We start from the raw sequence: 25433 nt of genomic DNA on the forward strand, positions 1-25433 counted from the left end.
CGTACGCACGCAAGGCGTACGCCCGGGGCCGCGCCGGTTCAGTCGCCGCTGCCGCTGCCGCCCCCGCAGCTCATGGGCCCGCTGTCGCCGCCGGAGCTCCGGCCCCACCAGCCCTGATGCCGCCGCCGCGTGGAGAGCTCCTGTTCGCGGCGGTCCTGGCGGACCAGCTCCGCGAAGCGGCGGCGGTTGTACCGGCGCTGCTCGACGGGCAACGAGGTGTGCCACCGCAGGAAACGCACCCCCGCGACGGCGATCCGTACGACAAGGAGGGCCGCCACCACTCCGATGAGACCCAGCGCGGCCACCACAAGCACCGGGATTTCCATTTTTCCCCCTACCTGGTTCCGCGGCGCGCGCTCTCGCCGCGTGCCGTGCTGGATTCCGCGATGCCCGCAGCGGGGCGAGGCCAAAGGGGAATTGAGGGAACTCAGAGGTTCGGGGCGGCGGTCTCCGGGCCGCCCGGTCCGTCACCGGCAGCCGCCCTCGGGCGTCCGCGCTGGTCGGCGGGGGTACGAGGCCGACGGCATCCCGTCTCCGAACGGGGCGTGCGCCCCTTGTTCCGTACCGGAATTCTGGCGGAGTCGGGCGGCTCCTCCGGCGCGGTCGGCCTTTCCCGGAGCGCTCCCCCGTAAGAGGAAGGACGCGCCCCTGAATTCCCCGGTCCGGAGCAGGGGCCCGTTTGAACAGGGGGATCGTGGCAAAAAGCGCTGAACGGAACGGACCGTCCGAACCGAGGAGTGGGATGCGTGGAGTGCCAGGAGAAGCAGTCCGGCCGCGAGAACCACACCGTGCGCCCCTGCGGTCACCGGCGGCATCCGCGGCCCCGCAGCCCGGGCCTCCGCGCGGACCGATGGGGCCGCGTCGCCCCGGGCGGACGCGAAAAAGGAGGACAGGAGCATGCTGGACAGATCCGGGATGGACATCACGACGAGCGCGGAACCGTCCGCATACGTCATCGGTGTGCACGGCGACGTGGACCTGCACACCGCACCCGCCCTGGACGCCGCACTCGCCCAGGCGCTGCGCGGCGGCGGGTCCCGGACGGTCGTGGACCTGTCCGGGACGGGCTTCGCCGACTCCAGCATCCTGGGCAGTCTGCTGCGCGCCCTGCGCGATCACCGCGACCACGGGCGGCGGCTCATCCTCGCCGGACCGATGAGCGACCTCGTCTCCCGGCTCTTCGAGGTGACCGGCACCCTCGCCGCGTTCGAGACGGCGCCCACGGCGGAGGCGGCCCGGGAGCAGTGAACCCGGCCTCTTCCGGGTACCCGGTCCCCGGTGGCAGCCCCGCCGGGGGCCCGGGACCGGGCCAGGACGAGCAGGCCGTACCGCAACCGCAGAGCCGAGCAGCCGTACCGACGCGCAAGGGGGCCAGTCGTGACAGTCGATGAAGGCGACGGAGACCTGATCCAGTACCGGCCGGGCCCCGCCCGCGCCGAGGGCGACCACCGCCCCGGCATCCGGTCCCGGACGGCGGACGTGTCCCGGACCGTGGAGGCGGCGCGCCGCCTCGACCCCCGGCGCGGGCCCGAGGTGCCCAGGACCGCCGGGGAGGCCCGCGACCTGGTCCAGCGGGCCCTGAGCGAGAACTTCGGCCCGGACGCGGACGCCCCCGACGGGTTCGGGGACACCGTGGTCGTCGCCGACGCCCTGCTGGTCACCTCGGAGCTGGTCACCAACGCCGTCCGGCACGGCGGCGGCCTCACCGGCTTCGATGTCCAGCTCGGCGAGGCGCACCTCACGCTGCACGTCAGCGACGCCAGCTCGGCCGTCCCGGTCCCGACCCGCCCGGACGGCCCCTTCGACCCCGACCGTCCGATGGTCGGCGGCTACGGCTGGCCGCTCGTACGCCGCCTCGCCCGGGATGTGTCCGTGCGCCTGCTGCCCGGCGGCGGCAAGTGCGTCACGGTCACCCTGTCGCTGTTCTGAGCGCCGCCGGCCCCGGGCGGGTACGGACCGCGGGGTCAGTCGCGGGCGCTGTCGTCGGGGACCGTGGTGGCGCCGCGGAGTCGCTCGTTGACCCGGAGGGCCTCTTCGAGTTGGTCCTCCAGGATCACGATGCGGCAGGCCGCGTCGATCGGCGTGCCCTGGTCGACCAGCTCCCGGGCGCGGGCCGCGACCCGGAGCTGGTAGCGCGAGTAGCGGCGGTGGCCGCCCTCGGAGCGCAGCGGCGTGATCAGGCGTGCGTCGCCCACGGCGCGCAAGAACGCCGGGGTCGCGCCGATCATCTCGGCCGCGCGGCCCATCGTGTACGCGGGGTAGTCCTCGTCGTCGAACTTGTCTGTCGTGTCCGGCGGGGTCTGTCGGGTCACCTGCACCTCTTCGTGGGACGGATCGCTGCTCCTTCCGGAGGAAGTTTCCCCGGCCGTTCCGCTTCACGAGGCGGGCTCGGAACCTCCGGCGGATCGCAGCACCCGGATAAAAAGGCTAACTCCGGGGAGACCCGATGTCTAACGTGGCCGTGACAGTTTTGCCGAGGTGTCGCGGCGCCCGGGCCGCCACGAGCGGGGCGCGGCCGGACGCCGGGCCGCCGGGAGGCGGCCGTGGTGGGGCCGCGGACGGCGGGCGAATATCTGTCGCGGCTGGTGCAGAAAGAGGCGGCGTGGCGGGTGCGGGTTTCCTGACCGGGCAGTGAGCGGAAATCCGCAGGGGCCGCCGAATGGGCACTTTCGGCCCCTCCACCGACGGAGGCTGCGTGCTAGTGTCGGAGCCAGTTGCAGTTGTGGTTCCCAGAATTTCACGCTCCTTCGCGGAGGGCCTCACCGAGAAATCGGCGGCCATCGGCAGGAACGCTTGTGTATTTCCGGAGATTTTTCTCCGGACGGGGTAATCATCGCGGCGGCGCGGGATTCGCACAGTGCGGGTCCCGGTGAATTGCCCCGAAGGAGATATGACATGGCTACTGGCACCGTGAAGTGGTTCAACGCGGAAAAGGGCTTCGGCTTCATCGAGCAGGACGGCGGCGGCGCCGACGTCTTCGCCCACTACTCGAACATCGCCACCTCCGGCTTCCGTGAGCTCACGGAGGGTCAGAAGGTGAACTTCGACGTCACGCAGGGCCAGAAGGGCCCGCAGGCCGAGAACATCGTTCCTGCCTGACGTCTGGCGGTAGCGTAGACGTAGCTGGGGGCCCGCACCTTGGGTGCGGGCCCCCAGCTCGTGCTTTCCCCGGCGAGGCCCAGCAGCCTCGTCCGCGCCCCGTTCCGCGGGGCGCCGCCCCCTCGGGCGCACCGGCCCCTCCGCCCTCCCCTCGACGCGGCTCGTCCGCGCCCGGCCGGCGGACCGACCGCGCACTCCATCTCCCGGACGAGGCCCAGGCCCCGCCCGGCCCGCCCCCGCGAAGAGCGGGAGCGAACCCGCGATCCTGTACGGCGAAGGCGCCTCGTGTGCGCCGCCGGGAAATCGCGGCAGCACGCCGCAGCAGGCAAACCGCAGCAGGGTGAGAGCTCCAGGCCGCGGTGAACGACCGTGATCCGACCGGCCCGCGCCGACCCCGGAGAACGCCGCCCGTAAGTCCCGGGCTTTCAGGACAAGGCGCGAGCGCGCCACCGGCGCGCCCCCTTGCGTCTACCTGATGTTCCTGTTCCAGCTCCACAGCCTTCAGCTTTACGGCCTTCCGGCTTTACAGCTTTACGGCTTTTCCCGCATTTTCTTCGGTTCGTATCGGTGATTCTTCCGCGTCTCAGCTCTGCGCGGCCGGGATTCCCCGGCGTTCCGCAACGAGGAGGTTCCCCATGAACCAGAACCGCGCGAGTCGCACCGACGACCGCACCGGCCGACGCTCCGGCGGCGGCTACCGGGGCGCCGGCGCCCCCCGCTCTGCTTCCCCCGACCGCTACCGCTCCCCGGGCCGCGGCGGCCCCCAGGGCGGCCAGCGCTCCGGCGGCCAGCGCACCCGCGCCGGAGCCCGCGGCGAGTTCGCCCCGCCCGCCACCGGCACCCCCGCCCTCCCCCCGGTCGAGGCCTTCGACCAGCTCGGCCTGCCCGCCGCGCTGCTCACCTGCCTGACCGCCCAGGGCGTCACCCAGCCGTTCCCGATCCAGGCGGCGACCCTGCCGAACTCCCTGGCCGGGCGCGACATCCTCGGCCGGGGCCGCACCGGCTCCGGCAAGACCCTCGCCTTCGGCCTCGCGCTGCTGGCCCGGCTGGAGGGGCAGCGCGCGGAGGCGCGCAGCCCGCTCGGTCTGGTCCTGGTCCCCACCCGCGAGCTGGCGCAGCAGGTCACCGAGGCGCTGACGCCGTACGCCCGCTCGCTGCGGCTGCGGATGACCACGGTGGTCGGCGGGCTCTCCATCGGACGCCAGGCGTCGGCGCTGCGCGGCGGCGCCGAGGTCGTCGTGGCGACGCCGGGCCGCCTGAAGGACCTCATCGACCGGGGTGACTGCCGCCTGGACCGGGTGGGCGCCACCGTCCTCGACGAGGCCGACCAAATGGCCGACATGGGCTTCATGCCGCAGGTCACCGCGCTGCTGGACCAGGTACGCCCGGGCGGGCAGCGCATGCTCTTCTCGGCGACCCTGGACCGCAACGTCGACCTGCTGGTCCGCCGCTACCTGGACGACCCGACCGTCCACTCCGTCGACCCGTCGGCGGGCGCGGTCACCACCATGGAGCACCACCTGCTCCAGGTGCACGGCGCCGACAAGCACGCGCTGGCCACCGAGATCGCGGCCCGCGACGGCCGGGTGATCCTCTTCCTGGACACCAAGCACGCCGTGGACCGGCTCGCCAAGCACCTGCTCCAGAGCGGCGTCCGCGCCGCGGCCCTGCACGGCGGCCGCTCGCAGGCCCAGCGCACCCGCACCCTCACCCAATTCCGCGACGGGCACGTCACGGCGCTGGTCGCGACCAACGTCGCCGCGCGCGGCATCCACGTGGACGACCTCGACCTGGTCGTCAACGTCGACCCGCCCGCCGACCACAAGGACTACCTGCACCGCGGTGGCCGTACGGCGCGCGCCGGGGCCTCCGGCAGCGTCGTCACGCTGGTCCTGCCCGAGCAGCGGCGCTCGATGAGCCGCCTCATGGCGGACGCGGGCATCACTCCGCAGACCACCCGGGTGCGCTCCGGCGAGGCAGAGCTGAGCCGGATCACCGGCGCCCGGACGCCCACCGGCGTCCCCGTCACCGTGCGGGCGCCCGCCTCCGAGTCGCCCCGGCGCGGAGCGGCCTCCTCGCGCGGGCGTCGCAGCCCCGCGGCGCAGGCGCGCCGGGCGGCGGCGGTGCGGTCCCGTCCGGCCGGGCAGAGCGGCGCCTCGTCGCTCGGCTCGGCGGCTTGAGCCGCGCCCCGGTCCGTCCGGCCCCTCGTCCTGACGGGGCCGGGTGGCGTCCGGGGCGTGTCGGGTCCGGGTCCGGCTCCAAGTACCCCTGGGGCCGGGCCCGATCCGTACGGCGGGAGGGGAGCAACGGGCAGAACGCTTGCCCGAATCCTCGCCCGCCACGGGTGCGGACGGATACGCTCATGACGTCCTCGCGCTCCTTCCTGACCGGCCGGCCGGGGGCGCCATCCGGCGCCGGTCCCCTTCGAACCCCGTGAGTTGAGGCACCCATGCGCTGTGTCATCGCCCGCTTCCCCTTCGACCTCGTCAAGAGCGAGGTGGTGGCCAAGATGAAGGGCGTCAAGCCCGAGCCGGTCACCGGCGAGTACGTGATCATCGGCCGCCACCACTACCCGGTCAAGCAGGTCGGGGAGGTCATCACCCGTCAGGACCGGCGCGACTTCAGCGCCGGTGAGGTGACGCGGGCGCTGACCCGCCTCGGTTTCACCTGCCGCCCCGCCCCGGGCACCGAGCCCGCCCCCGCCGCGCCCGAGCGCAGCGCCGTCGAGACGGCCGCCGCCCAGCTCGGGGGCGCTCCGGAGCAGGGCTGACCCGCCCCTCGAGCCCGGCCGGACCTGGTCGACACACCAGGTCGGGCCGGGCTTTCGTCTGCCCGTACGCAGGTCAGACGGTGCGGCGGCCCCCGGAGGGGCACTGGGCAGAGGCGGGCTGACCTGGCGCCGAAAACCAGGCCCGGCCGGCGTTTGAGGCCACCCCACCCCACCCCAGCCCGGCCGGGCGTCAGCCCGCTGCGCAGGCGGGGGCTGCCGGGGCCGGGCCCGGGGGAACCGGAGCGCCCCCCTCGTCAGCGGCCCCCGGCCGCATGATCTGGGCCGAGGCCAGCATCGCCTCGATGAGCTCCTCCGAGTCGAGACGCCTCTCGAAGCCGGTCACGTCCTCCAGCTTGGTCCGGAGCGAAACCTGGCGGGGAGCCAGCAGCTGGCAGCAGTCCTCGTCCGGGAGGACCGAGATGTCGGCGGTGCCGACGCGCCGCGCCTCATCGATGATCTCCTGCTTCTCCCAGCCGATCAGCGGCCGCAGCACCGGCAGGGTCGCGGCCTCGTCCACCAGCGCCATGTTGCTGAGGGTCTGGCTGGCGACCTGGCCGAGCGCGTCCCCGGTCACCAGGGCCTGGGCGCGCAGGCGCCGGGCGAGTGTGGAGGCGGCCTTGACCATCAGGCGCCGCTGGCCGACGACCTGGAAGCGCCCGGCTCCGGCCACCGCCAACTGCTTCTGCGCGTGGCCGAGCGCGACGATGTGGAGCTTGCCGGGCGACTGGTAGCGGTTGAGCTCGCGCGCGAGGGCGTACGCCTTGAAGGCCGAGGCGGCGTTGGTGTAGGGGGCGCCGGTGAAGTGGACGAAGTCGCAGCGCAGGCCGCGCCGCATCGCGCGGTGGGCGGCGACCGGGGAGTCGTAGCCGCCGGAGAGGAGGACCAGGGCACGGCCGCTGGTGCCGACGGGGAGGCCGCCCTGGCCGGTGTGGCGCAGGCCCGAGACGTAGGACTCCTTGCGGTCTATCTCGACCTCCACGCGTATGTCCGGGCGGGTCAGGTCGACGGGGAGGCCGTGGGCCTCCTGGATGCGGGCGCCGACGAGCCGTTCCAGCTGGGTGGAGGTGAGCGGGAAGGGCTTGTGGCGGCGGCGGGCGCGGACCGCGAAGGTGGTGCCGGGCGCGGCCCCGCCCAGCACGGCCACGGCGGCCGCGACGATCGCCTCCTCGCTGGTCTCGACCCGCACCGCCGGCTGCACGGCGACGAAGCCCATCACTCGACGGGCCCGCTCGACCAGCTCGTCCTGCGGGGCGTCGCCGCCGACGACGGTGACGTTCTGCATCTCCTTGATCCAGGTGGAGCCGGGGAGGCCGTGCAGGGCCTGGCGCAGGTTGTCGTGGAGGCGCTCGACGAAGAGGTGCCGGTTGCGGCCCTTGAGGAACACCTCGCCGTGCTTCAGCAGCACGCAGGGCCCGATCGGTACGGGTCCGGCCAGATCGGGGACGCCCTGAGCGGGCACGACGGCGTTCACGGTTACTCCTCGCAGGACAAAGACGACGGCGCCGCACAGCGCGGGCGGCCGCGGACCCGGGCCCCGGCCCCCGCCGGTCGGGCGGGCCGTCCTCCAGGTTAAACGGGCCCGTGGAGGAGCCGTCCGGTCGGTGCGGGCGTCCGCCGTGTGATGTTTCACGTGAAACATCGCGAGGTGGCACAGGAGGGCCCGAACCGGACGCTCCTGTGCCACCTCGTGCGGCAGGGCTCAGCCCGGGAGCCGCAGCCTGCTCCGCCGCGCCGCCGCCACCAGCTCCGGCACGGTCGCGAACTTGGTGCGGACCCGCCCGTCGCGCTGCCCGCTCTCCCGCTCGGCGCGGTCGATGGCGGCGAGGCCGCGGGCGTCGACCAGGCGCCGGTTGCGGCGGCGGGCCAGGCGCGCGAACTCCTTGGCGGTGCCGGTCGGCGCGGGCAGCTCGCCCGCCACCGCGTCGGCGAGCAGTGTGGTGACGGTCTCGGCGGCGCAGGCCCGGTTGGCGCCGATGCCGCCGGAGGGCCCGCGCTTGATCCAGCCGACCACGTACTCGTTGGTCCGGCCCTCGACCCGCCCGCCCTCGTGCGGGACGGTCCCGGTGGCCTCGTCGAAGGGCAGGCCGGGCACGGCCACGCCCCGGTGGCCGATCGACCGGACCACGAGATGGGCCGGTATCTCGGTCCCGCCGGTGACCTGGACTCCGGTCACCGCCTGCTCGCCGGTGAAGGCGACCGGCGCCGAGTGGAAGCGGAAGACGATGCGGCGGCCGGGCGCGGGCGGGCTCGACCAGTCGACGGCGGCCCGGGTCACCCCGCCGAGCATGCCCGCCTTGTCCAGCGGCCCCGCGGCGTCGATGGCCGCGCCGGTCCGCGGGTCGTGGTCGTCCACGACGAGGTCGACGCCGTCCAGGTGCTTGAGGGCGAGCAGTTCGGTCCGGGTGTACGCGGCGTCCTCCGGGCCCCGGCGGCCGAGCAGCACCACCTCGCGGACCCGGCGGCAGCGCAGGGCGGCCAGCGCGTGGGCGGCGATGTCGGTGGCGGCGAGGGTGTCCGGGTCGGAGACGAGGATGCGGGCCACGTCGAGGGCGACGTTGCCGTTGCCGACCACGACGACGCGTTCGGCGTCCAGCGAGACGGCGTCCGGGGCGTGGTCGGGGTGGGCGTTGTACCAGGCGACGAGGCCGGTGGCGGAGACCGAGCCGGGCAGCTCCTCGCCGGGTACGCCGAGCCTGCGGTCGGTGGCGGCGCCGACCGCGTAGACCACCGCGTCGTGGTGGGCGGCCAGTTCCTCGGCGGTCAGCTCCTTGCCGACCTCCAGGCCGAGCTGCATGCGGACGCGCGGGTGGTGGTGGAAGCGGGCGAAGGCCTCGCCGACCTTCTTGGTGGCGGGGTGGTCGGGCGCCACGCCGTACCGGATGAGGCCGCCCGCGACGGGGAGCCGGTCGACCAGGGTGACCTGCGCGCTGGTGTGCAGCAGCAGGTCCTCGGCGGCGTACATCCCGGCCGGCCCGGTGCCGACGACGGCGACCCGCAGCGGGGCGAAGTCCGAGGGCAGGGAGCGCGCGAAGCCGGGGAAGTCCCAGTCGCGGAAGATCGGGCTGGTGCGCTCCGGCTCGGCCTCCGCTGACGCCCCGGCCGGCACCGGCTCCTCGGCCGTCTGCTCGCCCTGTTCGGGGGCCGTCTCCTCGTAGTAGGCGGCGTTGAGGGCGGCGTACTCGCGGTGGGCGGGCTTGAGGCGGTCCACCGGGAAGATCGCGTCGACCGGGCAGGCGTCGGCGCAGGCGCCGCAGTCGATGCAGGAGCGCGGGTCGATGTGCAGCATCTCGGTGCTGCCGAAGGCGCGTTCCTCGGGGGTGGGGTGGATGCAGTTGACCGGGCACACCGCGACACAGGTCGCGTCGTTGCAGCAGGTCTGGGTGATGGCGTAGGTCATGGTCCGCTTCCGGCTCGGTCGTACGGGCCCGGGGTGGCCCGGACCAGGAGGGGGTGCGGGCCCGTCCAGGACGCGGACCGCGTGAGGCTGACGGCGGCGCGGCGGCGGGCGGGTGGCCCGCCGCCCCCGAGCTCTCGGCTTCGCTCAGCAGGGAGGCGGCCCCCCTGGGCGCCGGCTCGGCTCAGAGCAGGTTGGCCCGCCGGTAGACCGCCGCTGCCGGGCGGGTGAGGAGCCGGGCGGAGGCGAGGAAGTCCATCAGCCCCGAACAGCTCGACCGGATCATCGACTTGTGGTGCTGGTTGGCCTTGGCCTCGGCCAGCGCCCGCTCGGTGTTCAGCCCGGCGTTGCGGTACACGTCGCGGTTCCACATGCTCGTGATGACGAAGTACGCGCAGACGGAGATGAGGAGCGCCTGCGTCTGGCGCCGCAGCCACCCCGCCTTCTCCAGCCGCTTGATCGTCTCGTCCCGGGCGAACTTCATGTGCCGGGACTCCTCGACGACGTGGATGTTGTTGATGGTGCGCACGAAGGGCACCACGCGCTCGTCGCGCATCCAGTCGCGCTGCATCACGTCGAGGACTTCCTCGGCGACGAGGATCGAGGCGTACGCGGCCTCGCCGACCGCCAGCGTCTTGAAGAGGCGGCCCAGCTCCATCACCGCCCGGCGCGGCCGGTAGGCCGGGGCGCCGAGCTTGCGGACGCCGCGCGCGAACATGATGGAGTGCCGGCACTCGTCGGCGATCTCGGTCAGCGCCCACTGGAATTCGGGGCTGCCCGGGTCCTTGGAGTAGATGTCCCGCAGCACCATCTGCTGGAGGATCACCTCGAACCAGATGCCGGTGCTCGCCACCGACCCGGACTCCTGCCGGGTCAGCTCCTTGCGCTGGTCCTCGCTCAGTTCGTCCCAGTAGCGCGTCCCGTAGAGCGAACTCCACTCCGGGCTCATGCCGTGGAAGGACTTGTCGAGCGGCGTCTCCCAGTCCACCTCGGTGGCCGGGTCGTAGGAGAGCTTCGCCGAGGACTCCAGCAGACGGCGGGTGATGTCGTTGATGTCGTGCCCGCCCTCGTCCTGGGCGGTGGGCTGTGCGTCGGTCGTTGCCATGGGAGCGGCCCCTTCGTCCGGATTCGGGCGATACCACACTCGTGGTGTTACCGATGGTAAGAAGAGGCGTCGCCCGAGGGAACCCCTCGGGCGCTGTTATTTACAGAAAGTCGACAGTGGTGTTTCGGGGGGATGGCCGGGCGAGTCGAGGTCCGCATGACCCACGACGAGCTCCACCGCCGAGCCGAGTCCTCCACGCTGAGCGCCCGTGAGCTGAGCGTTTGGCACACCATCGAAGGAATCGACTACCTTCTGGCCGGTGACAACTGACGATGTCGCGGCCGCGGTGCTCCGCGACCTCGGCTACGCGGTGCTCCCTCCAGAAGGCGACGGTCTGCCCGCGCCCCGCTCGTCAGACGCAGACTCCCGGTTGTACTGGCCGTAGCGTCACGGCCTCCGGAGCCCCGCCGCCAACGGGGTCCCCCTCGCCCTCCCCCGACCGGCATAGGCTCACCCCATGTCCACCCCGTCCGACGACCGGCCGGAACCTGCCCCGGGCACCCCGGGCGTCGGCCCGCGCCGTGCCGACCTCCCGCCCCCGCCGCCCGAACCGGTCGACCCCGACCTCGGCCCCGGACCGGCGCCCGGAGCGCGGCCCGAGAGCCAGCTCCCCGTGCTCCTCGCCATCTCGCTCGGCGGCGGGGCGGGGGCCGCCGTCCGGTACGGGGCGACCGTGCTGTGGCCGACGCCGAGCGGGGCCTTCCCCTGGACGATCCTCCTCGTCAACGCCGCCGGCTGCGCGGGCATGGGGGTGCTGATGGCGCTGCTCACCGAGGTGTGGCGGGACGCGCCGCGGTTGGTGCGGCCCTTCCTCGGCACCGGTGTGCTGGGCGGCTTCACCACCTTCTCCGCCTACGCCCTCGACGTGCAGACCCTCTTGGAGAGCGGTCGCCCCGGCCGCGCCCTGGGCGGCCTCGCCCTGACCGTCGTCGCCGGGCTCGCCGCCGTCACCGCCGGGTCGTGGCTGACCCGGCGGGCGGTCCGCCTCCGGTCCGGCCGCCCGGAACGGAGTACGGCGTGAACTGGCTGCTCGTCGTCGTCGGCGGCATGATCGGCGCGCCCTTGCGGTACCTGACCGACCGTGCTGTCCAGCGCCGCCACTCCTCCGACTTCCCCTGGGGCACCCTCGCCGTCAACATGTGCGGCTCTCTCGTCCTCGGCCTGCTGATCGGCGCCCTGCTCACCGGGTCCGCCTCCGAGAACCTGCTGCTCTTCGCCGGCACCGGGATCTGCGGCGCGTACACCACGTACTCGACCTTCTCCTACGAGACCCTGCGCCTCGCCGAGAGCGGCGCCCGGGCCGCCGCCTTCGCCAACGTCGCCCTCAGCGTCACCGCCGCCCTCGGCTCCGCCGTCGTCGGGCTGGGGCTGGCGAAGGCGCTCTGGGGAGGCTGACCGGGGTCCGGCCGGTCCCGGCTCAGCGCCGGATCAGGCCGCGTTCCAAGGCCGCCGCGACCGCCGCCGTACGGGAGTCGACGCCGAGCTTGGCGTAGACGTGGACCAGGTGGGACTTGACCGTGGCCTGACTGAGGTGGAGGCGTTCGCTGATGCGGAGGTTGGACATGTCCTCCGCGACCAGGCCCAGCACCTCCGTCTCCCGCCTGCTCAGCGCCGTGCCCGGGGCGCGCATGCGGCGCGGCAGGCGGTCCGCGACGGCGGGCGCCAGCGTGGTGCGGCCGGCCGCCGCCGTACGGACCGCCTCGGCCAGCTCCTCCGGCGGGGCGTCCTTGAGCAGGTAACCGGTGGCGCCCGCCTCGATCGCCGGGAGCGTGTCGGCGTCCGAGCCGTACGTGGTCACCACCAGGACGCGCGGCGCTCCCGGCCGGGCGGTGGTCGGGGGCGGGGGTGGTGCGGGGAGCGCGCGAGGGCGCGGCCGCGGGGGCGGGGCGGGTGGTGCTGGGCACGGTGGTCTCCGGACGGCGGCTAGGCCGACCGCCTGCGACGAGCGGCCGGCCTCCCACGGTACGGAAGGAAGGGGGCGGCGCCATCGACCGAAAGGTGGAAGGGCGCGGCAGGGGCGAGGGCCGGCCCGCCCCTGCCCGTCCGCCCGTGGAGTGCAGGACGCGGCCGGAGCTGATCACCCGCCCCCGCTCACCACCCCGTCCACAGCAGATGGTTGACCAGCAGCGCTCCCAGCGCCTGCGCGCCCAGCCACGCCCGGTGGTCCCGGAGCGGAAGGAGTCCCGCCGCCGGGAGGAGCCAGAGGAAGAAGGGCTGCCAGATGCGTTCCGTCTCGGCCTTGCTCATGCCGGAGAGGTCGGCCGCGAGCAGCGCCAGCAGGCCGGCGAGGGTGAGGAGGGCGAGGGCGGCCTCGCCGGTCGGGGCCGGGCGGCCGGGGCGGAGGGCGTGGAGGGCGGCGTCGGGGGTGGCCGCGAGGGCGCGGCGGAGTCCGGCCACGGCGGCGAGGCCCACGGCGAAGGTGGCGGCGGCCAGGTTGCCCCAGACCCAGTAGGCGTACGGGCGGACGCCGCCCGCGCCCTGGTAGTAGCGCTCGACGAGTTGGGGGTACGCCTCCCACCAGTGGAAACCCGTCAGGGTGAAGGCGAGGGGGGCGACCAGCGCGCCGGTGAGGAAGGGCAGGACGGGGCGGGCCGTGCGGGTCAGGAGCAGCACGGCGCCGAGGGGGGCGGCGATGAGGGTGAGGCCGTAGCTGAGGTAGCAGGTCCAGCCGAAGAGGAGGCCGGAGGCGAGGGCGGCGAGGGTGGCGAGAGGGGTCGGGCGGGTGCGGGCCGTGGTCGCGGCGAGGGCGAGGAAGGCGATCGACCAGGCGGCCACCCCGGCGAAGTAGCCGTCGGCCGAGGTGCCGGTCCAGACGGCGAAGGGGGCGAGGGCGAGAAAGGGGGCGGCGCGACGGGCCAGGTGTTCACCGGCGAGGGCGCGTACGGCGATCAGTGCCGCGGCCACGCCGGAGGCGCCGAGCACGATGCACCAGACCCCGGCCCAGGCGCCGCCGCCGAGGCCGATCCGGTCGAGGCCGACGAAGGTCAGGGTGGCGCCGGGCGGGTGGCCCGCGACGTGGGCGGGCCAGTTGCCGGGCGGGCCGACGACGATGTGGTCGGTGAAGCCGCGCAGGGCGGCGGGGATGTCCTCGAAGCGGTCGATGACGCGCAGGTACTCGTGTTTGGTGGTGAGGCGGCGCGCCACGCCCCGGTACCAGCCCTCGATCAGCGCGAGGGAGAGGATCCAGGCCAGCGCGGTCGCCCAGGCGGTGAGGAGGAGGCGGCGCCAGGGGAGGCGGTCGGCGAGCGCGGGGCCGTACGCGACGACGGCGGCGGCCACGGCGAGGGCTGCGGGGGTGCCGGGGCCGACGTGCGGGTCCCAGGAGGCGAGCAACGGCGGCCAGTGGGCCTGGAGGGCGCCGTTGGCGCTCTGCCACGCCCAGCCCACGCCGCAGGCCACCGCGACGAGCAGGGCACCGGCCCCGGCCGCGACCAGGTCCAGGCGGCGGCCCCCGCGTCCGGCCGGGGCGGCGGGCTCGTCGGCGGGCCGGCTGCTGTCGCTGCGCTCCTCGGTCTTCACAGGGGCACGCTACGCACGCCCGTGCCCGGGGCCGCGGTGCGACGCCGCCGCGTCACGCGACCGCCAGCTCCTCCGGGTGACGTCGGCCCGCACGAGGAGTCGTACCCCTTTCGTGTGGGGGTGTCCGGCTTACCGTCGGCCCCATGGCCGTCTCCCGTCTGCGCTCCGCCGCGCCACGGCTGCCCTCCGATCCCGGGTTCTGGCGCAGCCCGGTGCGCGGGGTCAGGTTCACCGCGGTGCTCGGCACCGTGCTGCTCGGCGGGATCACCGTGCTGTTCGTGACGGGCCTGCTGTCGTACGCGGCGTACAACCCGGACCTGTCGGCGGTGAACGACAAGACCCCTGGCAAGGGGCTGCTGGGGTTCTACCTCTTCGCCTGGCCGACCGGGCCGCACTGGCTGTACCGGCTGAACCAGGGACTGCACGTCACCGTCGGCATCGTTCTCGTACCCGTGCTGCTGGCCAAGCTGTGGTCGGTGATCCCACGGCTCTTCGCCCTGCCGCCCGCGCGGTCGGTGGGGCGGGCGCTGGAGCGGGTGTCGTTGCTGCTGCTGGTGGGGGGCGCGCTGTTCCAGTTCGCCACCGGGCTGCTCAACATCCAGCTGGAGTACGTGTTCCCCGGGTCCTTCTACACGCTGCACTTCTACGGGGCGTGGGTCTTCATCGGCGCTTTCGTGGCGCATCTGGGGCTGAAGCTGCCCAGGACGGTGCGGGTACTGCGGCACGGGGTCGCGCCGGCGGAGACGGACGAGCTGGCCTCGCCCGACCCCGCGCCCCCGACCGTCTCGCGGCGCGGGGCGCTCGCCGTGGCCGGTGCCGGGTCGCTGCTCCTGCTGGTCACCTCGGTGGGCCGGAGCTTCGACGGGCCGCTGCGGCGCGTCGCGCTCCTGACCCCGCGCGGTGGCGCCGACCCGGGCGAGGGGCCGAACGGCTTCCAGATCAACACGACGGCGGCCAAGGCGGGGATCGTCGTGGCGGACACCCGGGAGCGGTGGCGGCTGACCCTCGTCGGCCCGGCCGGGGAGGTGCGGCTCTCCCGGGCCCAGCTGCTCGCCATGGAGCAGCACGACGCGGCTCTGCCGATCGCCTGCGTCGAGGGGTGGTCGACCTCCGACCAGCGGTGGCGGGGGGTGCGGCTGCGCGACCTGGCCGCGCTCGCCGGGTTCGCGAACGGGCGGGCGCCGGACGTGCTGGTCGAATCGCTCCAGGTCAGCGGGCCGTTCCGGACCGTCGCCCTGCGCGACAACCAGGTGGCCGACCCGCGCTCCCTGCTCGCCCTCGGCGTCAACGGCGAGGCGCTGTCCCTGGACCACGGCTACCCGGCGCGGGTCGTCGTCCCCGCCGCCCCCGGCGTGATGAACACCAAATGGGTGGCCCGGATGACCTTCGGAGACCCGCGATGAACAACACGACCAGGGCGACGCCGGACGCGAAGAGCGGCACGGTGAAGGGCGGGAGGCCGCGCCGCTGGTACGGGGAGGGCCCGCTGCACCTGGTCCTGATGGCGGCCTCGTTCGCCCTAGCCGGGTACGCGGGGGTGCGGCTGCTGGCGGGCGGGGAGACGTACCTCGTGGTGGTGTGGTTCGTGGGCGCGGCGCTCCTCCACGACCTGGTGCTGCTGCCGCTGTACTCGCTGGCGGACCGGGCGGTGGTCCGGGCACCGGGGCGGCGGAGCCGGGCGCGGGCCGGCTTCGTCCGGGTGCCCGCCCTCCTCTCCGGGCTGCTCCTGCTGATGTGGTGGCCGCTGATCACGCGTCAGCCGCCCGGCGCCTACGAGTCGGCGAGCGGGATGTCCCCCGACAGGTTCCTCGGGAACTGGCTCCTGATCACCGCCGCGCTCTTCGTGCTCTCCGCGCTCTGGCTGGCGGCGCGGGCGGCCCGGTCCCGGCGCAGGGCGACGAAGGGCCGGCCGTCGGCCTCCCACTGATCGGCCGTACGCCAGCCGTGCCGACGGGCGTACCGCAGCAGGGCGGGGGTGCCCAGGCGCGCCCAGGGGAAGTGGGTGCCGGGCGCCTGCGGCCCGCGCCCGTCGTCGAGGCGTACGCGGACGTGCTCGTCCACGTCCTGGGGCGAGGTCTCGGCGACGAGGAGGCCGCCGGGTGCGAGCAGCGCGGCGGTGCGGCGGAGCAGGGCGCCTGGATCGCCGCCGATGCCGATGTTGCCGTCGAGGAGCAGGGCGGTGCCCCAACTGCCCTCGTCGGGAAGCTCGTCGAAGACGCAGCGGCGCAGCGCCGTGCGGCCCAGGCGCCGGGTGTGGGCGACGGCGGCCTCGCTCACGTCGATGCCCAGGGCGCGGTGGCCGCGGGTGGCGAGCGCGGCCACCAGCCGCCCGGGGCCGCAGCCGATGTCGATGACCGGGCCCTCGCAGCGGCGCAGCGCGGAGAGGTCGGCGGCGTCGGCGTCGGCGCACCAGCGCTCCACGTCCAGTGGCAGCAGCCAGCCGTCGCTACGGCGCAGGAAGAGCGGGCCCCGGCCGGTGCGCAGGGCGTTGGCGTACGGGTCGGTGGCCCAGGCGGCGCGGCCGGCCGGCCCGGTCGGCGGCAGGGCGGTGCTCATCGGACGGCCGCCCCGGTCAGCCGGGCCAGGGTCGCCGCGAACCGCCCGCCGGGGGCCTCGGCCGCGACGTGCGCGGCGTCCTCGGCCTCGTCCACGTCCCGCAGTTCGCGCAGGTCGCGTACGGCGAGACCCGCGCCGGTCAGCCGGGCGCGCTGGAGGCGGCCGGTGTGCGGCTGCGACATGGGCACCCCGCGGACCAGCCCCGGCCGGGGAACGGCCAGGCCCAGCGCCCAGAAGCCGCCGTCCTCGGCGGGCCCGAACCAGGCGTCGCAGCCGTCCCAGGCCTCCGGCGACAGGGCGGGCGCGAGGTGGGCGGCGGCGAGCTGCGGGGTGTCCATGCCGATCAGCAGGGTGGGTCCCGCGCACTCGGCGAAGGCGGCGGCGATGCGCTCGTCCAGGCCGCCCGCGACCTGCTGCCGCACCTCGATGCCCGGCGGCAGCCAGGGGCCGGGCCGCCCGTCGAGGACGAGGACGCGGCGGCGGGCGGGCAGGGTCAGCACGGTCCGCAGGGTGTCGGCGAGGGAGGCGGCGGCCAGCTCCGCGGCCTCCTGGGGGGTGAAGGGCGGGGTGAGGCGGGTCTTGACCCGGCCGGGCACCGGCTCCTTGGCGAGGACGAGCAGCGTCGTCGGCGCCGCCTTCCATCCCGCCGTCACCGCGCGGCCTCCGCGCGGCCCGTCGCCGCCCCGGTGGGCGCGGCCGAAGGCAGGTTCAGCACGGCGCGCATGTCCCGGACGGCGTGCCAGGTGCCGCGCCAGGTGCCGGTCACCTTGGACCTGCCGGTACGGGCGAGGTAGGGCACGTCCGTCTCGGTGACCTTGAGTCCGGCGTCGGCGGCGCGCACCACCATCTCCAGCGGGTAGCCGCTGCGCCGGTCGGTGAGGCCGAGGCCGAGCAGCGCCTCCCGGCGGGCGGCGCGCATCGGGCCGAGGTCGCGCAGGCGCAGCCCCGTACGGGAGCGGAGCATCCGGGAGAGGGCGAGGTTCCCGGCGCGGGCGTGCGCGGGCCAGGCGCCGCGGCTCTGCGGGCGTCGCCTGCCGAGGACGAGGTCGCTCTCCCCGGCGGCGACGCGGGCGACGAACCCGGGGAGCAGCGCCGGGTCCAGCGAGCCGTCGCAGTCGCAGAAGCAGACGTACGGCGCCGTGGCGGCGAGCAGCCCGGCATGGCAGGCGGCGCCGAAGCCGCGCTGCGGCTCGTGCACGACTCTCGCGCCGAGCGCTCGCGCGACCTCGGCGGAACCGTCGGTGGAGCCGTTGTCCACGACGATCGCCTGCCAGCCGTCCGGGACGCGTCCCAGGACCCAGGGCAGGGCGGCCGCCTCGTCGAGGCAGGGCAGTACGAGGTCCGCGCGGACGGGGGCGGTGGGGTCAGCCGGAGATTCCTTCACGCCGCACACCCTACGGAGCATAAAGGGGCATTTCGGGGCACGCGTTCGTGCGAAACGGCGACATCGACCGTGTGGCGGGTCCCGGCCGGGCGACAGCCTCCGCCGTTCAGGCGGAGCCCGGCCGCAGTGGCGCCGCCGCGAACTCGGCCATCCCCTCCGCGAACCCCACCTGCGGCTTCCACCCCAGTTCGTCGCGGAGCCGCCGCGAGTCGGCGGTCACGTGGCGGACGTCCCCGAGCCGGTACTCGCCGGTGACGACCGGGGCCGGCCCGCCGTGCGCGGAGGCCAGCGCGGCCGCCATCTCGCCGATGGTGTGCGGCTCCCCGCTCCCCGTGTTGTACGCGGCGAAGGAGCCCGGCTCCCGGCCGCCCAGCGCCGCCAGCGCCACCGTGTTGGCCGTCGCCACGTCCCGTACGTGCACGAAGTCGCGCCGCTGCGCCCCGTCCTCGAACACCCGGGGCGCCTCACCCCGGGCCAGCGCCGAGCGGAAGAAGGAGGCGACACCGGCGTACGGGGTGTCGCGCGGCATCCCCGGCCCGTAGACGTTGTGGTAGCGCAGCGACACGGCCCGTCCGCCGGTGGCGCGGGCCCAGGCCGAGGCGAGGTGCTCCTGCGCGAGCTTGGTCGCCGCGTAGACGTTGCGCGGGTCGGCCGGCGCGTCCTCGGCGACGAGACCGGGCCGCAGCGGGGCCCCGCACACCGGGCAGGGCGGCTCGAAGCGGCCCGCCTCCAGGTCGGCGGCGGCCCGCGGCCCGGGCCGGACCGCGCCGTGCCGGGGGCAGTCGTACCGCCCCTCGCCGTAGACGACCATCGACCCGGCGACGACGAGGTCCCGCACGCCCGCCTCGGCCATCCCGGCGAGCAGTACGGCGGTGCCGAGGTCGTTGCAGCCGACGTACTCCGGCGCGTCCGCGAACTCCTTGCCCAGCCCGACCATGGCGGCCTGGTGGCACACGGCGTCGATCCCCGCCAGCGCCGCCCTCACCTGCTCGGCGTCGCGCAGGTCGGCGACGACCGCCCGCGACCCGGCCGGGGGCCGGAAGGAGCCGTCGGGGTGCGCGGCGGACAGCAACGCGTCGAACACCACCGCCTCGTGCCCCGCCGCACTCAGTTCCCGCACGACCTGTGACCCGATGAACCCGGCACCGCCGGTGACCAGTACGCGCATGGGGGTCACGCTAGGTCGCGGGAGGCGGCGGACCGGGCTGTGGCAGGGCGGCATCCGGGCGAACGGGCCGATCGGGCGGCATGACGGGCGCGGCCGACGGGCCCGCCGTCCTGAAGGAGACGACCGTGGCGGCTAGCCGCCCCACACCATCCAGGGCGCCGTCCCGTGAACCAGCGTCAGCACGGCGAGCACCAGCAGGTCGGCGATGCCGAGACCCAGGCCGAGGTAGGCGCGGAAGCGGCGGGGAGTGCCGCGGCGGAGGGCGATGACGGCCAGGATGATCGCGGTCGGGCCGAGGATGAGATTGAGGACGAGGAGGCCGACCAGGCCGGTGACGAAGGAGGCGACGGCCATGCCTTCGGTGTCGCGGCGGCCGGTCTCGCGGGCGGGCGGTGCGGTCAGTCGCATGTCAGGCTCCCTTCGCCGTGCGGCGGCGCCTGCGCTCGCGGACCGCGAAGACGAGGAGCCAGGTCAGGATGAGCGTGCCGAGGACCAGGGTGACCGGCCAGGGGAGGTAGGCGGCGGCACCGACCAGGATGCCCAGCAGGAGCAGGGCGGCGACCAGGAAGACCATGCCGGTCACCTCTCTCGGCCGGGCCGGGCGCCCGGGGACGGTGATGCGTGCGGCGGACGGGTCGGGGGTGCCATGGGCGGTTCCTTCGATCGGTTGATCAACGCGTCCATGACCCCGCGCTTACCCGGAGGTAGCTTCCTCACGCGAGGCATCCCGCGCCCCGGGCAACTCCACAGACCCGGGGCGCCGTCATCCCAACTCAGCCAGCAGCGCCGCCTCCTTCCGGGGACTCAGCCCGTTCCGCCGCTCCCGCCCCAGCCCCCGCGCCAGGCAGGCCACCCGGTGCCCCGGGCCACGCCCTGCCCCGCCAACTCCCGCCCCAGCCATGCCTTCCCGCCCAGTACCAAGATGTCCATACGCCCAGCCAAGCAGGGCGGAGGGTGGACGGGTGGGGGCTTTGCTGACAGCAGAGGACGGGGCCGCCCCGGCCTTCGGCACCGCCCCGCGCGAGCTGTCCGTGCGCCGTGCGATCATCCCGACGTAGTCATGACAAAAGGTGCCTGGGGGCGGGGAGTCGGAATGGGCGGGGAAGCGGAGCGGGACGGTTCGTCGTTGTCGGACGCGGACTGGGAGCGGTTCCTGCGGGAGTCGGTGGCGGGCACCACCGACGCTCCGAAGGAGCCGTCGGCGCGGGCGCGGAGCGTGGCGCACCGGCTGAAGGGCCAGGAGCCGCCCGAGGGCTGGCGTACGTACACTCCGGCGCGGTCGAAACGCCGGAAGACCTGGTACGTCCTGGGGCTGCTGGTCGCCGCGGCGCTGCTGGCCGTGGCGCTCGCCCCGGGACAGGTCGCCGGGCTCTTCGGCGGCGGGGCGTCGCAGGCTCCGGTGAAGTCCCCGCAGAGCGGGAGCCCGGAGCAGGCGCCGCCGACGGAGGCGGCCCTGCGGCCCACGCTGGACGACCCGTTCCGCGGGTCACCCGCGGCGCGGTGGGAGAGTGGCGTGACGGGCATCTCGATGCCCGAGGCCGAGGCCACCGGCTGGATGGACGCGGCCCAGGTGAAGCGGGCCCTGGAGCACAGCCGGACGTTCCTGGCCGCGTCGAACCTGGACCCCGGGGTGCTGCGGGGCGAGCGGCCGAAGAAGGCGACGGCCCTGGTCAACCCGCACCAGGAGGACGTCCGCGCCTACCTCGCGGACGCGTTCCGCGCCCCGGACGAGAAGGACGACCCCCTTCTCCTCTTCAGCCGGTTCGAGGAGTCGCGGACCCGGCTCGTCGGCGACGAGGTCAGGACCAGGGGGCGGCTCACCTACCGGGAGGGGGAGCGCGGCGCCCTGGAGGTGACCGCCGACGTCACCTTCGTCTACCCGGTGACGCGCGCCGCGGCCGGCGGCGAAGAAGTCGTCCGCACCGTCGTCCGGCGGGAGACGGTGATGAGCTGGGACGACCCCGCCGAGGTGCTCACCGAGCCGGGGACGTTCTCGCTGCTCTCGTACCGGCTGCACGTGACCAACGGCGGCTGCGCCGCCAGCACCGGCTTCTTCACCCCGCCCTTCGGCACCGGCCGGGCCGCGACCGGCGACGGGCCCGAGGTCGACCCGTACGACCGCAGCGGCCCGCTCGACCGCCACGCCGGGGACGGGCCGGCCTGCGACACGGCCACGCGGTCCTGACGGGGCGGGTGGCGGACGGCTACGCGGAGCCGAATCGGGAACCGGTGGGTTTGAAGCGTTCCTGACGGCGCAGACGGCGTGTTAACACCGTCTTTATCTCAGCAGGCAGGAGACACATCATGGGCATCATCGCGTGGATCCTCATCGGGCTGATCGCCGGCCTCATCGCCAAGGCGCTCATGCCGGGCAAGGACCCCGGGGGCATCATCATCACGATCCTCATCGGTGTCGCGGGCGGCCTCCTCGGCGGATGGCTCGGCAAGGTCATCTTCGGCGTCGACTCCATCGACGGCTTCTTCGACCTCTCCACCTGGGTCGCCGCCATCGTCGGCTCGTTGATTCTGCTGGCGATCTACCGCGTCGTCACAGGCAACCGACGACGCGTCTGACCGGCCACGCCGAACAGCACAGCACGGCACGGCAGCACAACGGAACGAAGAGCAGCGCACGGCGAACGGCTCCCCCTCCCGAGGGCGGAGCCGTTCGCCGTGCACCGTTCGCCTGGGCGGCGTGGCGCCAAGTGGCGCGAAATGGCGCCGCCGCGATGGACGAGGTCACCCGCCATCTCGCCCCCGGGTCGGTCGACGCGACCGTCGAACTGCCCACGGACTCGCGAGCCGAGCTGACCGGCGCATGGGCCCAACCCTCGCCCCGGGCGAACGCCTCCTCGCCGAAGAGGGCACCAGCAGCGGGTCGTCCGGTACGGCGGCACCCTGGACGGCACGGTCGGACCGCCGGCGGTCCGCACCCCGGACGCCGCCTCTCCCTACGCGGGCGTGCGCGGCGACCTCACCGGAGCCAGCCACTGCTACGCCTACGACCAGGACGGCCGCCGCGCCGCCACCGGGGAAGTGGTGCGGGCGGGCACGACGACCATGTTCCAGGGCGACGGGGCCTCGCCGATCCAGACCTTCTCCGTCGACGCCGGCCTGGTCTCCGGCACCTCCATGGGCGAGTCGGGCGGGCAGGAGATCCACGTGTACCCGTTCGACGGTGACCTGCCGTAGTGCGGCGCCTCTCCCACGCCGACCCCCGCGCCCACGCCGCCCCCGACTCCGTCCCCGAGCCCGACCGACTCCCCGGGTCCGAGCCCGACGGACAGTGGCTCCCCGACGCCGAGCCCGTCGCCCTCGCCGTCCGAGTCGACCCCGGCCCCCGCCCCGTCCACGCCGGACCCCCGGACCACGGCCCCGCCGCCCGCGCCCGGCCCGACCCTGCCGGACACCGGCTCCCAGGACGGGGAGTGGGTGCTCGGCAAAATCGCCGCCGCGCTGCTGGCCGCCGGTACGACGCTGGTCGTGGCCGCCCGCCGGGCCCGCCGCCGAGGCTGATCCCCGCCCTCGGGACTCTGCGGCAAAGCCCTCCCATGTGGGCGATTGATCCCCCTATGGGCGTTTCGCTCACAGGGGGGCGGGAAGGCCGTAGAGAGCGGCGGCCCGCCCTGGCGCCCGCATGTCTCCCGACCCCTCGGGTACGCGGGCTGCCACGGGGGGCGGCGCCTCGTCCGGGGTGGCCGCCCGTCCCCACCGGGGCCGCCCCGGCGCGTCCCCGGACGCGGCACGGAGCACCGTCCGGTACGCGGACGGACAGCACAGGTCCGGTACGCGGACAGAACCGAGACAGAGAGGACCCACCATGACCACCGCACGCGAGATCATGACCGGTGGCGCGGAGTGCGTCGGCGAGCAGGAGACCGTCCTGGAGGCGGCCCGGAAGATGACCACCCTGGGGGTCGGCGCCCTGCCGATCTGCGGAACCGACGACAAACTCAAGGGCATGGTCACCGACCGCGACATCGTGGTGAAGGTCCTCGGCGCGGGCAAGGACCCGGGGCAGACGAAGGCGGGGGAGCTGGCCCAGGGCGAGGCGGTGACCATCGGCGCCGACGACGGCACCGAGGAGATCCTCGCCACCATGACCACGCACAAGACCCGGCGCCTGCCGGTCATCGACGGGCACCGCCTGGTCGGCATGGTGGCTCAGGCCGACGTCGCCCGCGCCCTGCCCGACCCGCAGGTGGGCGACCTTCTGACGGCCCTCTCCAGCGACTGAGGACCGCCGGCCCCGGGCGGGCTCCGCGGCTCCGTACGCGCCCCCGGGCTCCCGGGGTCCCCGCGCCGTCGGCAGCGCGAGCCCGCCGCGGTCCGCCCCCTCCCCCCACCACACCCCCGGCGACTTCGAGGTCCCGCTATGCCCAGTACTGCCCTGCTCGTGATCGACATGATCAACAGCTATGAGCACGCGGACGCCGAGACGCTGGCCGCATCGGTGCGACCGGTCGTACCGACCATGCGGGCGCTCATCGAGCGGGCCCGGGCGGAAGGGACGCCGGTCGTCTACGTCAACGACAACTTCGGCCGCTGGCGCTCGCACCACGACGAGCTCCTCGCGACCGCCCTGCGCGGCCCGCACGCCGACCTGGTCGAGCCGATCCGGCCGGACGACACCTCCATGTTCGTGGTGAAGGCCCGGCACTCGGTCTTCTACCAGACCCCGCTGGAGTACCTGCTCCAGCAGCAAGGCCTGAACCACCTCGTCCTGTGCGGCCAGGTCACCGAGCAGTGCATCCTCTACTCGGCGCTCGACGCCCACATCCGGCGCTTCCAGGTGACCGTCGCCGAGGACGCCGTCGCCCACATCCACCCCGACCTCGCGGACGCCGCGCTGCGGATGATGGAGCGGAACATGGGGGCGGAGGTCCTCCCCTCGGACCGGATCGACCTCACGGTGTGACCGGGGCGGGCGTCGCTCCCTGCACGGTGAGCCGCCCGTCCACGACCCGCGCCACCTGATCCGCGCCGGACAGGTGGCGCGGGTCGTGGGTGACCAGGACCGTCGCGGTGGCGGTGCGGTGGGTGAGGTCGGTGAGCAGGTCGAGGACGGCGGCGCCGCGTTCGTGATGCGAGGAACATCCCGCCTCCCTCACCCCTCTTCGGGCCTCTCGGCCACTCGGTTCCCGGTGGCCTCCACCGTCGCCGTCCGAGGGGGTCGCGGGCATCGCGCGCGGGATGGCACTCCCGGAGCCGGAAGGGGGAGAGGGCGCTCCGCCTTTCGGTTGACCCGCGTGGGGCCCGGTTGTCGGTGGGGCGCGGCAGAATGAACGGGAGACCGAGCACAGAGGCGAACGAGCGCGGCCGGGGGCGGCGGGGACCAGGGGGGGGCTCCATGTCGGGGGAGAAGGCGCCGCAGAAGAAGGGGCCGGGGCGCGGGTACCTCGTCGGTCTGTGCACGGGGATCGCCGCCGTGCTGGTCGCCGTCGGGCTGCTGTTCGTGGTCCGGGGGGCCGTGGTCGAGCGGGACGCGTACCGCGCGGCGCAGCCCTGCGGGGTGCGGACGGTGCCGGACTGCGTGCGGCTGACCCGGGCGACGGTCGAGGGGACGCACGACCAGGCGATGGGCCGGGGCGTGCGGCACTGGCTCCGCCACACCAAGAGCGGCTCGGCCGCCGGCGAGGAACGCGTCCGGATGGACGGCACCTCGCCGGTGTACGACAGGGTGCGCGCCGGGGACACGGTGACCCTCGTCCACTGGCGCGGCGAGGTCGCCTCGGTCCGCCTCGGCGAGGTGGCGCAGGAGGCGCACGGGTCGCCCGAGCACGGCTGGCGGATGCCGCTGGCCGTGGCCCTGTTGCTGCTCCTGCCGGGCGCCGCCTTCGTCTGGTTCGCGCTCTGGTACCGGCGGCACGCGGCCGCGCCACCGCGCGAGACGGTGGTGTTCCTGCCCATGACGGTGCTGCTCAGCGGCATCCTGCTCGGTTCGCTGAGCCTGTTCGGTGCCATGGGCGGCGCGGACGTGGGTGAGGCACTGCGCTTCACGGCGCTCTCCGCCCCGCCGGTCGTGGCCGTCTCCGCGCTGGCCACCTGGTTCTTCCGGCGCCGCAGCCGGAAGGCCGCCGACACCGGCGACGTCGCCCCCATCACCCCGGACGGCAGGCAGCTCCTCGGCGCCCAGGTCCACGGAGACGTCCCGTACAGCCGCGACGGGTACGGCCTGCTCGTCGTCGGCGACGGCCCCCTGATCGCCACCCCCGACCCGGACGGCAAGGTGGCCCTCAGCCCGCTCCCGGCGACGCTCACCGTCGAGCGGGTGCGCGGAATCGAGTCCTCGGACCCGCGCGGCTGGCTGGAGCGGTACCGGTACGACGGGGTGGTGCTGGTCTGCCGCGACGGCGACGAGGAGGTGCTGATAGGCACCGCCCGGCGGGACGCGCCGCTGGTGTGGGGCGCGTTGCGGGCGGCCGGGGCCTGACGCCG

Annotated in this window: 27 protein-coding genes and 2 pseudogenes; 15 read left to right on the top strand and 14 right to left on the bottom strand. The window is 74.7% G+C overall.

Features of this window, described 5'->3' with window-relative positions:
• Positions 1 to 38: 38 nt before the first annotated feature.
• Entirely contained in the window at positions 39 to 326 is a 288-nt protein-coding gene (locus ACFWMZ_RS21345; protein WP_383203441.1) for a hypothetical protein, read from the bottom strand.
• Positions 327 to 897: 571 nt separating this feature from the next.
• On the opposite strand from ACFWMZ_RS21345, the gene ACFWMZ_RS21350 reads away from it, so the two are divergent.
• Both ACFWMZ_RS21350 and ACFWMZ_RS21355 read left to right on the top strand, forming a co-directional pair.
• A complete protein-coding gene (locus tag ACFWMZ_RS21350) occupies positions 898 to 1248 on the top strand; it encodes an STAS domain-containing protein (RefSeq protein ID WP_383203444.1) in 351 nt (116 codons plus the stop codon).
• A 129-nt stretch (positions 1249 to 1377) separates the two neighbouring features.
• Positions 1378 to 1929 (top strand): ATP-binding protein, encoded by a 552-nt coding sequence (locus ACFWMZ_RS21355; protein ID WP_383173151.1) that lies wholly within the window; start codon positions 1378 to 1380, stop codon positions 1927 to 1929.
• Positions 1930 to 1964: 35 nt separating this feature from the next.
• On the opposite strand, the gene ACFWMZ_RS21360 is transcribed toward ACFWMZ_RS21355, so the two are convergent.
• A complete protein-coding gene (locus ACFWMZ_RS21360; RefSeq protein WP_383173149.1) occupies positions 1965 to 2312 on the bottom strand; it encodes a MerR family transcriptional regulator in 348 nt (115 codons plus the stop codon).
• Positions 2313 to 2895: 583 nt separating this feature from the next.
• Between ACFWMZ_RS21360 and ACFWMZ_RS21365 the strand changes: the two genes are divergently transcribed.
• From ACFWMZ_RS21365 to ACFWMZ_RS21375, 3 genes are all read left to right on the top strand, one after another.
• Positions 2896 to 3099 carry a cold-shock protein gene (locus ACFWMZ_RS21365; protein WP_383173147.1) on the top strand — a complete coding sequence of 68 codons (204 nt, stop codon included), beginning with the start codon at positions 2896 to 2898 and terminating at the stop codon, positions 3097 to 3099.
• 635 nt (positions 3100 to 3734) lie between these two features.
• Entirely contained in the window at positions 3735 to 5279 is a 1545-nt protein-coding gene (locus ACFWMZ_RS21370) for a DEAD/DEAH box helicase (protein ID WP_383173145.1), read from the top strand.
• A 269-nt stretch (positions 5280 to 5548) separates the two neighbouring features.
• Positions 5549 to 5869 (top strand): SCO5918 family protein, encoded by a 321-nt coding sequence (locus ACFWMZ_RS21375; protein ID WP_383173143.1) that lies wholly within the window; start codon positions 5549 to 5551, stop codon positions 5867 to 5869.
• A 190-nt stretch (positions 5870 to 6059) separates the two neighbouring features.
• Here the strand turns inward: ACFWMZ_RS21375 and thiI are convergent, their stop codons facing one another.
• The 3 genes from thiI to ACFWMZ_RS21390 all read right to left on the bottom strand — a co-directional run bounded on the left by thiI (position 6060) and on the right by ACFWMZ_RS21390 (position 10368).
• Positions 6060 to 7340: a tRNA uracil 4-sulfurtransferase ThiI gene (gene thiI / locus ACFWMZ_RS21380; RefSeq protein WP_383203447.1), complete on the bottom strand. Its 1281-nt coding sequence runs from the start codon at positions 7338 to 7340 to the stop codon at positions 6060 to 6062.
• Positions 7341 to 7568: 228 nt separating this feature from the next.
• Complete coding sequence (locus ACFWMZ_RS21385) at positions 7569 to 9266, bottom strand: FAD-dependent oxidoreductase (RefSeq protein ID WP_383203450.1); 1698 nt, start codon at positions 9264 to 9266, stop codon at positions 7569 to 7571.
• A gap of 181 nt (positions 9267 to 9447) precedes the next feature.
• A complete protein-coding gene (locus tag ACFWMZ_RS21390) occupies positions 9448 to 10368 on the bottom strand; it encodes a diiron oxygenase (RefSeq protein ID WP_383173137.1) in 921 nt (306 codons plus the stop codon).
• Positions 10369 to 10500: 132 nt separating this feature from the next.
• On the opposite strand from ACFWMZ_RS21390, the gene ACFWMZ_RS21395 reads away from it, so the two are divergent.
• The 3 genes from ACFWMZ_RS21395 (at position 10501) to crcB (ending at position 11763) form a co-directional block, all read left to right on the top strand.
• Positions 10501 to 10638: a hypothetical protein gene (locus ACFWMZ_RS21395; protein ID WP_383203453.1), complete on the top strand. Its 138-nt coding sequence runs from the start codon at positions 10501 to 10503 to the stop codon at positions 10636 to 10638.
• 187 nt (positions 10639 to 10825) lie between these two features.
• The gene (locus ACFWMZ_RS21400) at positions 10826 to 11389 is read left to right on the top strand and encodes a fluoride efflux transporter FluC (RefSeq protein ID WP_383203456.1); all 564 of its coding nucleotides are present in this window, start codon (positions 10826 to 10828) and stop codon (positions 11387 to 11389) included.
• A complete protein-coding gene (gene crcB, locus ACFWMZ_RS21405; RefSeq protein WP_383173127.1) occupies positions 11386 to 11763 on the top strand; it encodes a fluoride efflux transporter CrcB in 378 nt (125 codons plus the stop codon). The genes ACFWMZ_RS21400 and crcB overlap by 4 nt, the downstream gene beginning before the upstream one ends.
• A 22-nt stretch (positions 11764 to 11785) precedes the next feature.
• On the opposite strand, the pseudogene ACFWMZ_RS21410 reads toward crcB, so the two are convergent.
• Both ACFWMZ_RS21410 and ACFWMZ_RS21415 read right to left on the bottom strand, forming a co-directional pair.
• Positions 11786 to 12199: pseudogene (locus ACFWMZ_RS21410) on the bottom strand (LuxR C-terminal-related transcriptional regulator); the annotation flags it as partial.
• Between the two features lie 260 nt (positions 12200 to 12459).
• Entirely contained in the window at positions 12460 to 13887 is a 1428-nt protein-coding gene (locus ACFWMZ_RS21415; protein ID WP_383203459.1) for a hypothetical protein, read from the bottom strand.
• A 143-nt stretch (positions 13888 to 14030) separates the two neighbouring features.
• Between ACFWMZ_RS21415 and ACFWMZ_RS21420 the strand changes: the two genes are divergently transcribed.
• The gene (locus tag ACFWMZ_RS21420; RefSeq protein WP_383203461.1) at positions 14031 to 15290 is read left to right on the top strand and encodes a molybdopterin-dependent oxidoreductase; all 1260 of its coding nucleotides are present in this window, start codon (positions 14031 to 14033) and stop codon (positions 15288 to 15290) included.
• A gap of 367 nt (positions 15291 to 15657) precedes the next feature.
• Here ACFWMZ_RS21420 and ACFWMZ_RS21425 read toward each other — a convergent pair whose 3' ends face one another.
• The 6 genes from ACFWMZ_RS21425 to ACFWMZ_RS21450 form a co-directional block, all read right to left on the bottom strand.
• Positions 15658 to 16443 carry a class I SAM-dependent methyltransferase gene (locus tag ACFWMZ_RS21425; protein WP_383203464.1) on the bottom strand — a complete coding sequence of 262 codons (786 nt, stop codon included), beginning with the start codon at positions 16441 to 16443 and terminating at the stop codon, positions 15658 to 15660.
• A complete protein-coding gene (locus tag ACFWMZ_RS21430) occupies positions 16440 to 17096 on the bottom strand; it encodes a DUF2064 domain-containing protein (protein WP_383173118.1) in 657 nt (218 codons plus the stop codon). Before ACFWMZ_RS21430 ends, ACFWMZ_RS21425 begins: the two co-directional genes overlap by 4 nt.
• Positions 17093 to 17848, bottom strand: coding sequence for a glycosyltransferase family 2 protein (locus ACFWMZ_RS21435; RefSeq protein ID WP_383173116.1), 756 nt, complete (start codon positions 17846 to 17848; stop codon positions 17093 to 17095). The genes ACFWMZ_RS21430 and ACFWMZ_RS21435 overlap by 4 nt, the downstream gene beginning before the upstream one ends.
• Before the next feature lie 85 nt (positions 17849 to 17933).
• Entirely contained in the window at positions 17934 to 18995 is a 1062-nt protein-coding gene (locus ACFWMZ_RS21440) for an NAD-dependent epimerase/dehydratase family protein (RefSeq protein WP_383173114.1), read from the bottom strand.
• A gap of 132 nt (positions 18996 to 19127) precedes the next feature.
• The gene (locus ACFWMZ_RS21445) at positions 19128 to 19403 is read right to left on the bottom strand and encodes a DUF4190 domain-containing protein (protein WP_383203467.1); all 276 of its coding nucleotides are present in this window, start codon (positions 19401 to 19403) and stop codon (positions 19128 to 19130) included.
• A gap of 1 nt (position 19404) precedes the next feature.
• Positions 19405 to 19569, bottom strand: a complete 165-nt coding sequence (locus ACFWMZ_RS21450; protein ID WP_383173110.1) for a hypothetical protein — start codon at positions 19567 to 19569, stop codon at positions 19405 to 19407.
• Between the two features lie 519 nt (positions 19570 to 20088).
• Here ACFWMZ_RS21450 and ACFWMZ_RS21455 point away from each other — a divergent pair.
• The 5 genes from ACFWMZ_RS21455 to ACFWMZ_RS21475 all read left to right on the top strand — a co-directional run bounded on the left by ACFWMZ_RS21455 (position 20089) and on the right by ACFWMZ_RS21475 (position 23913).
• A complete protein-coding gene (locus ACFWMZ_RS21455) occupies positions 20089 to 21180 on the top strand; it encodes a hypothetical protein (protein ID WP_383173108.1) in 1092 nt (363 codons plus the stop codon).
• A gap of 119 nt (positions 21181 to 21299) precedes the next feature.
• Positions 21300 to 21569, top strand: coding sequence for a GlsB/YeaQ/YmgE family stress response membrane protein (locus tag ACFWMZ_RS21460; protein WP_383173106.1), 270 nt, complete (start codon positions 21300 to 21302; stop codon positions 21567 to 21569).
• A gap of 387 nt (positions 21570 to 21956) precedes the next feature.
• Positions 21957 to 22187, top strand: a complete 231-nt coding sequence (locus ACFWMZ_RS21465) for a hypothetical protein (protein ID WP_383173104.1) — start codon at positions 21957 to 21959, stop codon at positions 22185 to 22187.
• Positions 22188 to 22815: 628 nt separating this feature from the next.
• Positions 22816 to 23232, top strand: coding sequence for a CBS domain-containing protein (locus ACFWMZ_RS21470; RefSeq protein WP_383173102.1), 417 nt, complete (start codon positions 22816 to 22818; stop codon positions 23230 to 23232).
• A gap of 138 nt (positions 23233 to 23370) precedes the next feature.
• Positions 23371 to 23913 carry a cysteine hydrolase family protein gene (locus ACFWMZ_RS21475; RefSeq protein ID WP_383173100.1) on the top strand — a complete coding sequence of 181 codons (543 nt, stop codon included), beginning with the start codon at positions 23371 to 23373 and terminating at the stop codon, positions 23911 to 23913.
• Here the strand turns inward: ACFWMZ_RS21475 and ACFWMZ_RS21480 are convergent.
• A pseudogene (locus tag ACFWMZ_RS21480) lies at positions 23903 to 24079 on the bottom strand (ABC transporter ATP-binding protein); the annotation flags it as partial. The gene ACFWMZ_RS21475 and the pseudogene ACFWMZ_RS21480 sit on opposite strands and share 11 nt — an antisense overlap.
• A gap of 266 nt (positions 24080 to 24345) precedes the next feature.
• Here ACFWMZ_RS21480 and ACFWMZ_RS21485 point away from each other — a divergent pair.
• On the top strand, positions 24346 to 25428 hold the full coding sequence (locus ACFWMZ_RS21485) for a hypothetical protein (protein WP_383203470.1): 1083 nt from the start codon (positions 24346 to 24348) through the stop codon (positions 25426 to 25428).
• The last annotated feature ends 5 nt before the right edge of the window (positions 25429 to 25433 follow it).

Source organism: Streptomyces sp. NPDC058373 (assembly GCF_042723275.1).
Taxonomy (GTDB): Bacteria; Actinomycetota; Actinomycetes; order Streptomycetales; family Streptomycetaceae; genus Streptomyces.

Bases quoted from the DNA above. Each gene is read 5' to 3' on its own strand.
- ACFWMZ_RS21445 (WP_383203467.1), bottom strand. From the start codon at position 19,403: ATGCGACTGACCGCACCGCCCGCCCGCGAGACCGGCCGCCGCGACACC.
- ACFWMZ_RS21400 (WP_383203456.1), top strand. From the start codon at position 10,826: ATGTCCACCCCGTCCGACGACCGGCCGGAACCTGCCCCGGGCACCCCG.
- ACFWMZ_RS21485 (WP_383203470.1), top strand. From the start codon at position 24,346: ATGTCGGGGGAGAAGGCGCCGCAGAAGAAGGGGCCGGGGCGCGGGTAC.
- ACFWMZ_RS21375 (WP_383173143.1), top strand. From the start codon at position 5,549: ATGCGCTGTGTCATCGCCCGCTTCCCCTTCGACCTCGTCAAGAGCGAG.
- ACFWMZ_RS21370 (WP_383173145.1), top strand. From the start codon at position 3,735: ATGAACCAGAACCGCGCGAGTCGCACCGACGACCGCACCGGCCGACGC.
- ACFWMZ_RS21385 (WP_383203450.1), bottom strand. From the start codon at position 9,266: ATGACCTACGCCATCACCCAGACCTGCTGCAACGACGCGACCTGTGTC.
- ACFWMZ_RS21470 (WP_383173102.1), top strand. From the start codon at position 22,816: ATGACCACCGCACGCGAGATCATGACCGGTGGCGCGGAGTGCGTCGGC.
- ACFWMZ_RS21455 (WP_383173108.1), top strand. From the start codon at position 20,089: ATGGGCGGGGAAGCGGAGCGGGACGGTTCGTCGTTGTCGGACGCGGAC.
- ACFWMZ_RS21350 (WP_383203444.1), top strand. From the start codon at position 898: ATGCTGGACAGATCCGGGATGGACATCACGACGAGCGCGGAACCGTCC.
- ACFWMZ_RS21440 (WP_383173114.1), bottom strand. From the start codon at position 18,995: ATGCGCGTACTGGTCACCGGCGGTGCCGGGTTCATCGGGTCACAGGTC.
- ACFWMZ_RS21425 (WP_383203464.1), bottom strand. From the start codon at position 16,443: ATGAGCACCGCCCTGCCGCCGACCGGGCCGGCCGGCCGCGCCGCCTGG.
- ACFWMZ_RS21475 (WP_383173100.1), top strand. From the start codon at position 23,371: ATGCCCAGTACTGCCCTGCTCGTGATCGACATGATCAACAGCTATGAG.
- ACFWMZ_RS21345 (WP_383203441.1), bottom strand. From the start codon at position 326: ATGGAAATCCCGGTGCTTGTGGTGGCCGCGCTGGGTCTCATCGGAGTG.
- ACFWMZ_RS21460 (WP_383173106.1), top strand. From the start codon at position 21,300: ATGGGCATCATCGCGTGGATCCTCATCGGGCTGATCGCCGGCCTCATC.
- ACFWMZ_RS21435 (WP_383173116.1), bottom strand. From the start codon at position 17,848: ATGCTCCGTAGGGTGTGCGGCGTGAAGGAATCTCCGGCTGACCCCACC.
- ACFWMZ_RS21390 (WP_383173137.1), bottom strand. From the start codon at position 10,368: ATGGCAACGACCGACGCACAGCCCACCGCCCAGGACGAGGGCGGGCAC.
- ACFWMZ_RS21450 (WP_383173110.1), bottom strand. From the start codon at position 19,569: ATGGTCTTCCTGGTCGCCGCCCTGCTCCTGCTGGGCATCCTGGTCGGT.
- ACFWMZ_RS21395 (WP_383203453.1), top strand. From the start codon at position 10,501: ATGGCCGGGCGAGTCGAGGTCCGCATGACCCACGACGAGCTCCACCGC.
- ACFWMZ_RS21420 (WP_383203461.1), top strand. From the start codon at position 14,031: ATGGCCGTCTCCCGTCTGCGCTCCGCCGCGCCACGGCTGCCCTCCGAT.
- ACFWMZ_RS21365 (WP_383173147.1), top strand. From the start codon at position 2,896: ATGGCTACTGGCACCGTGAAGTGGTTCAACGCGGAAAAGGGCTTCGGC.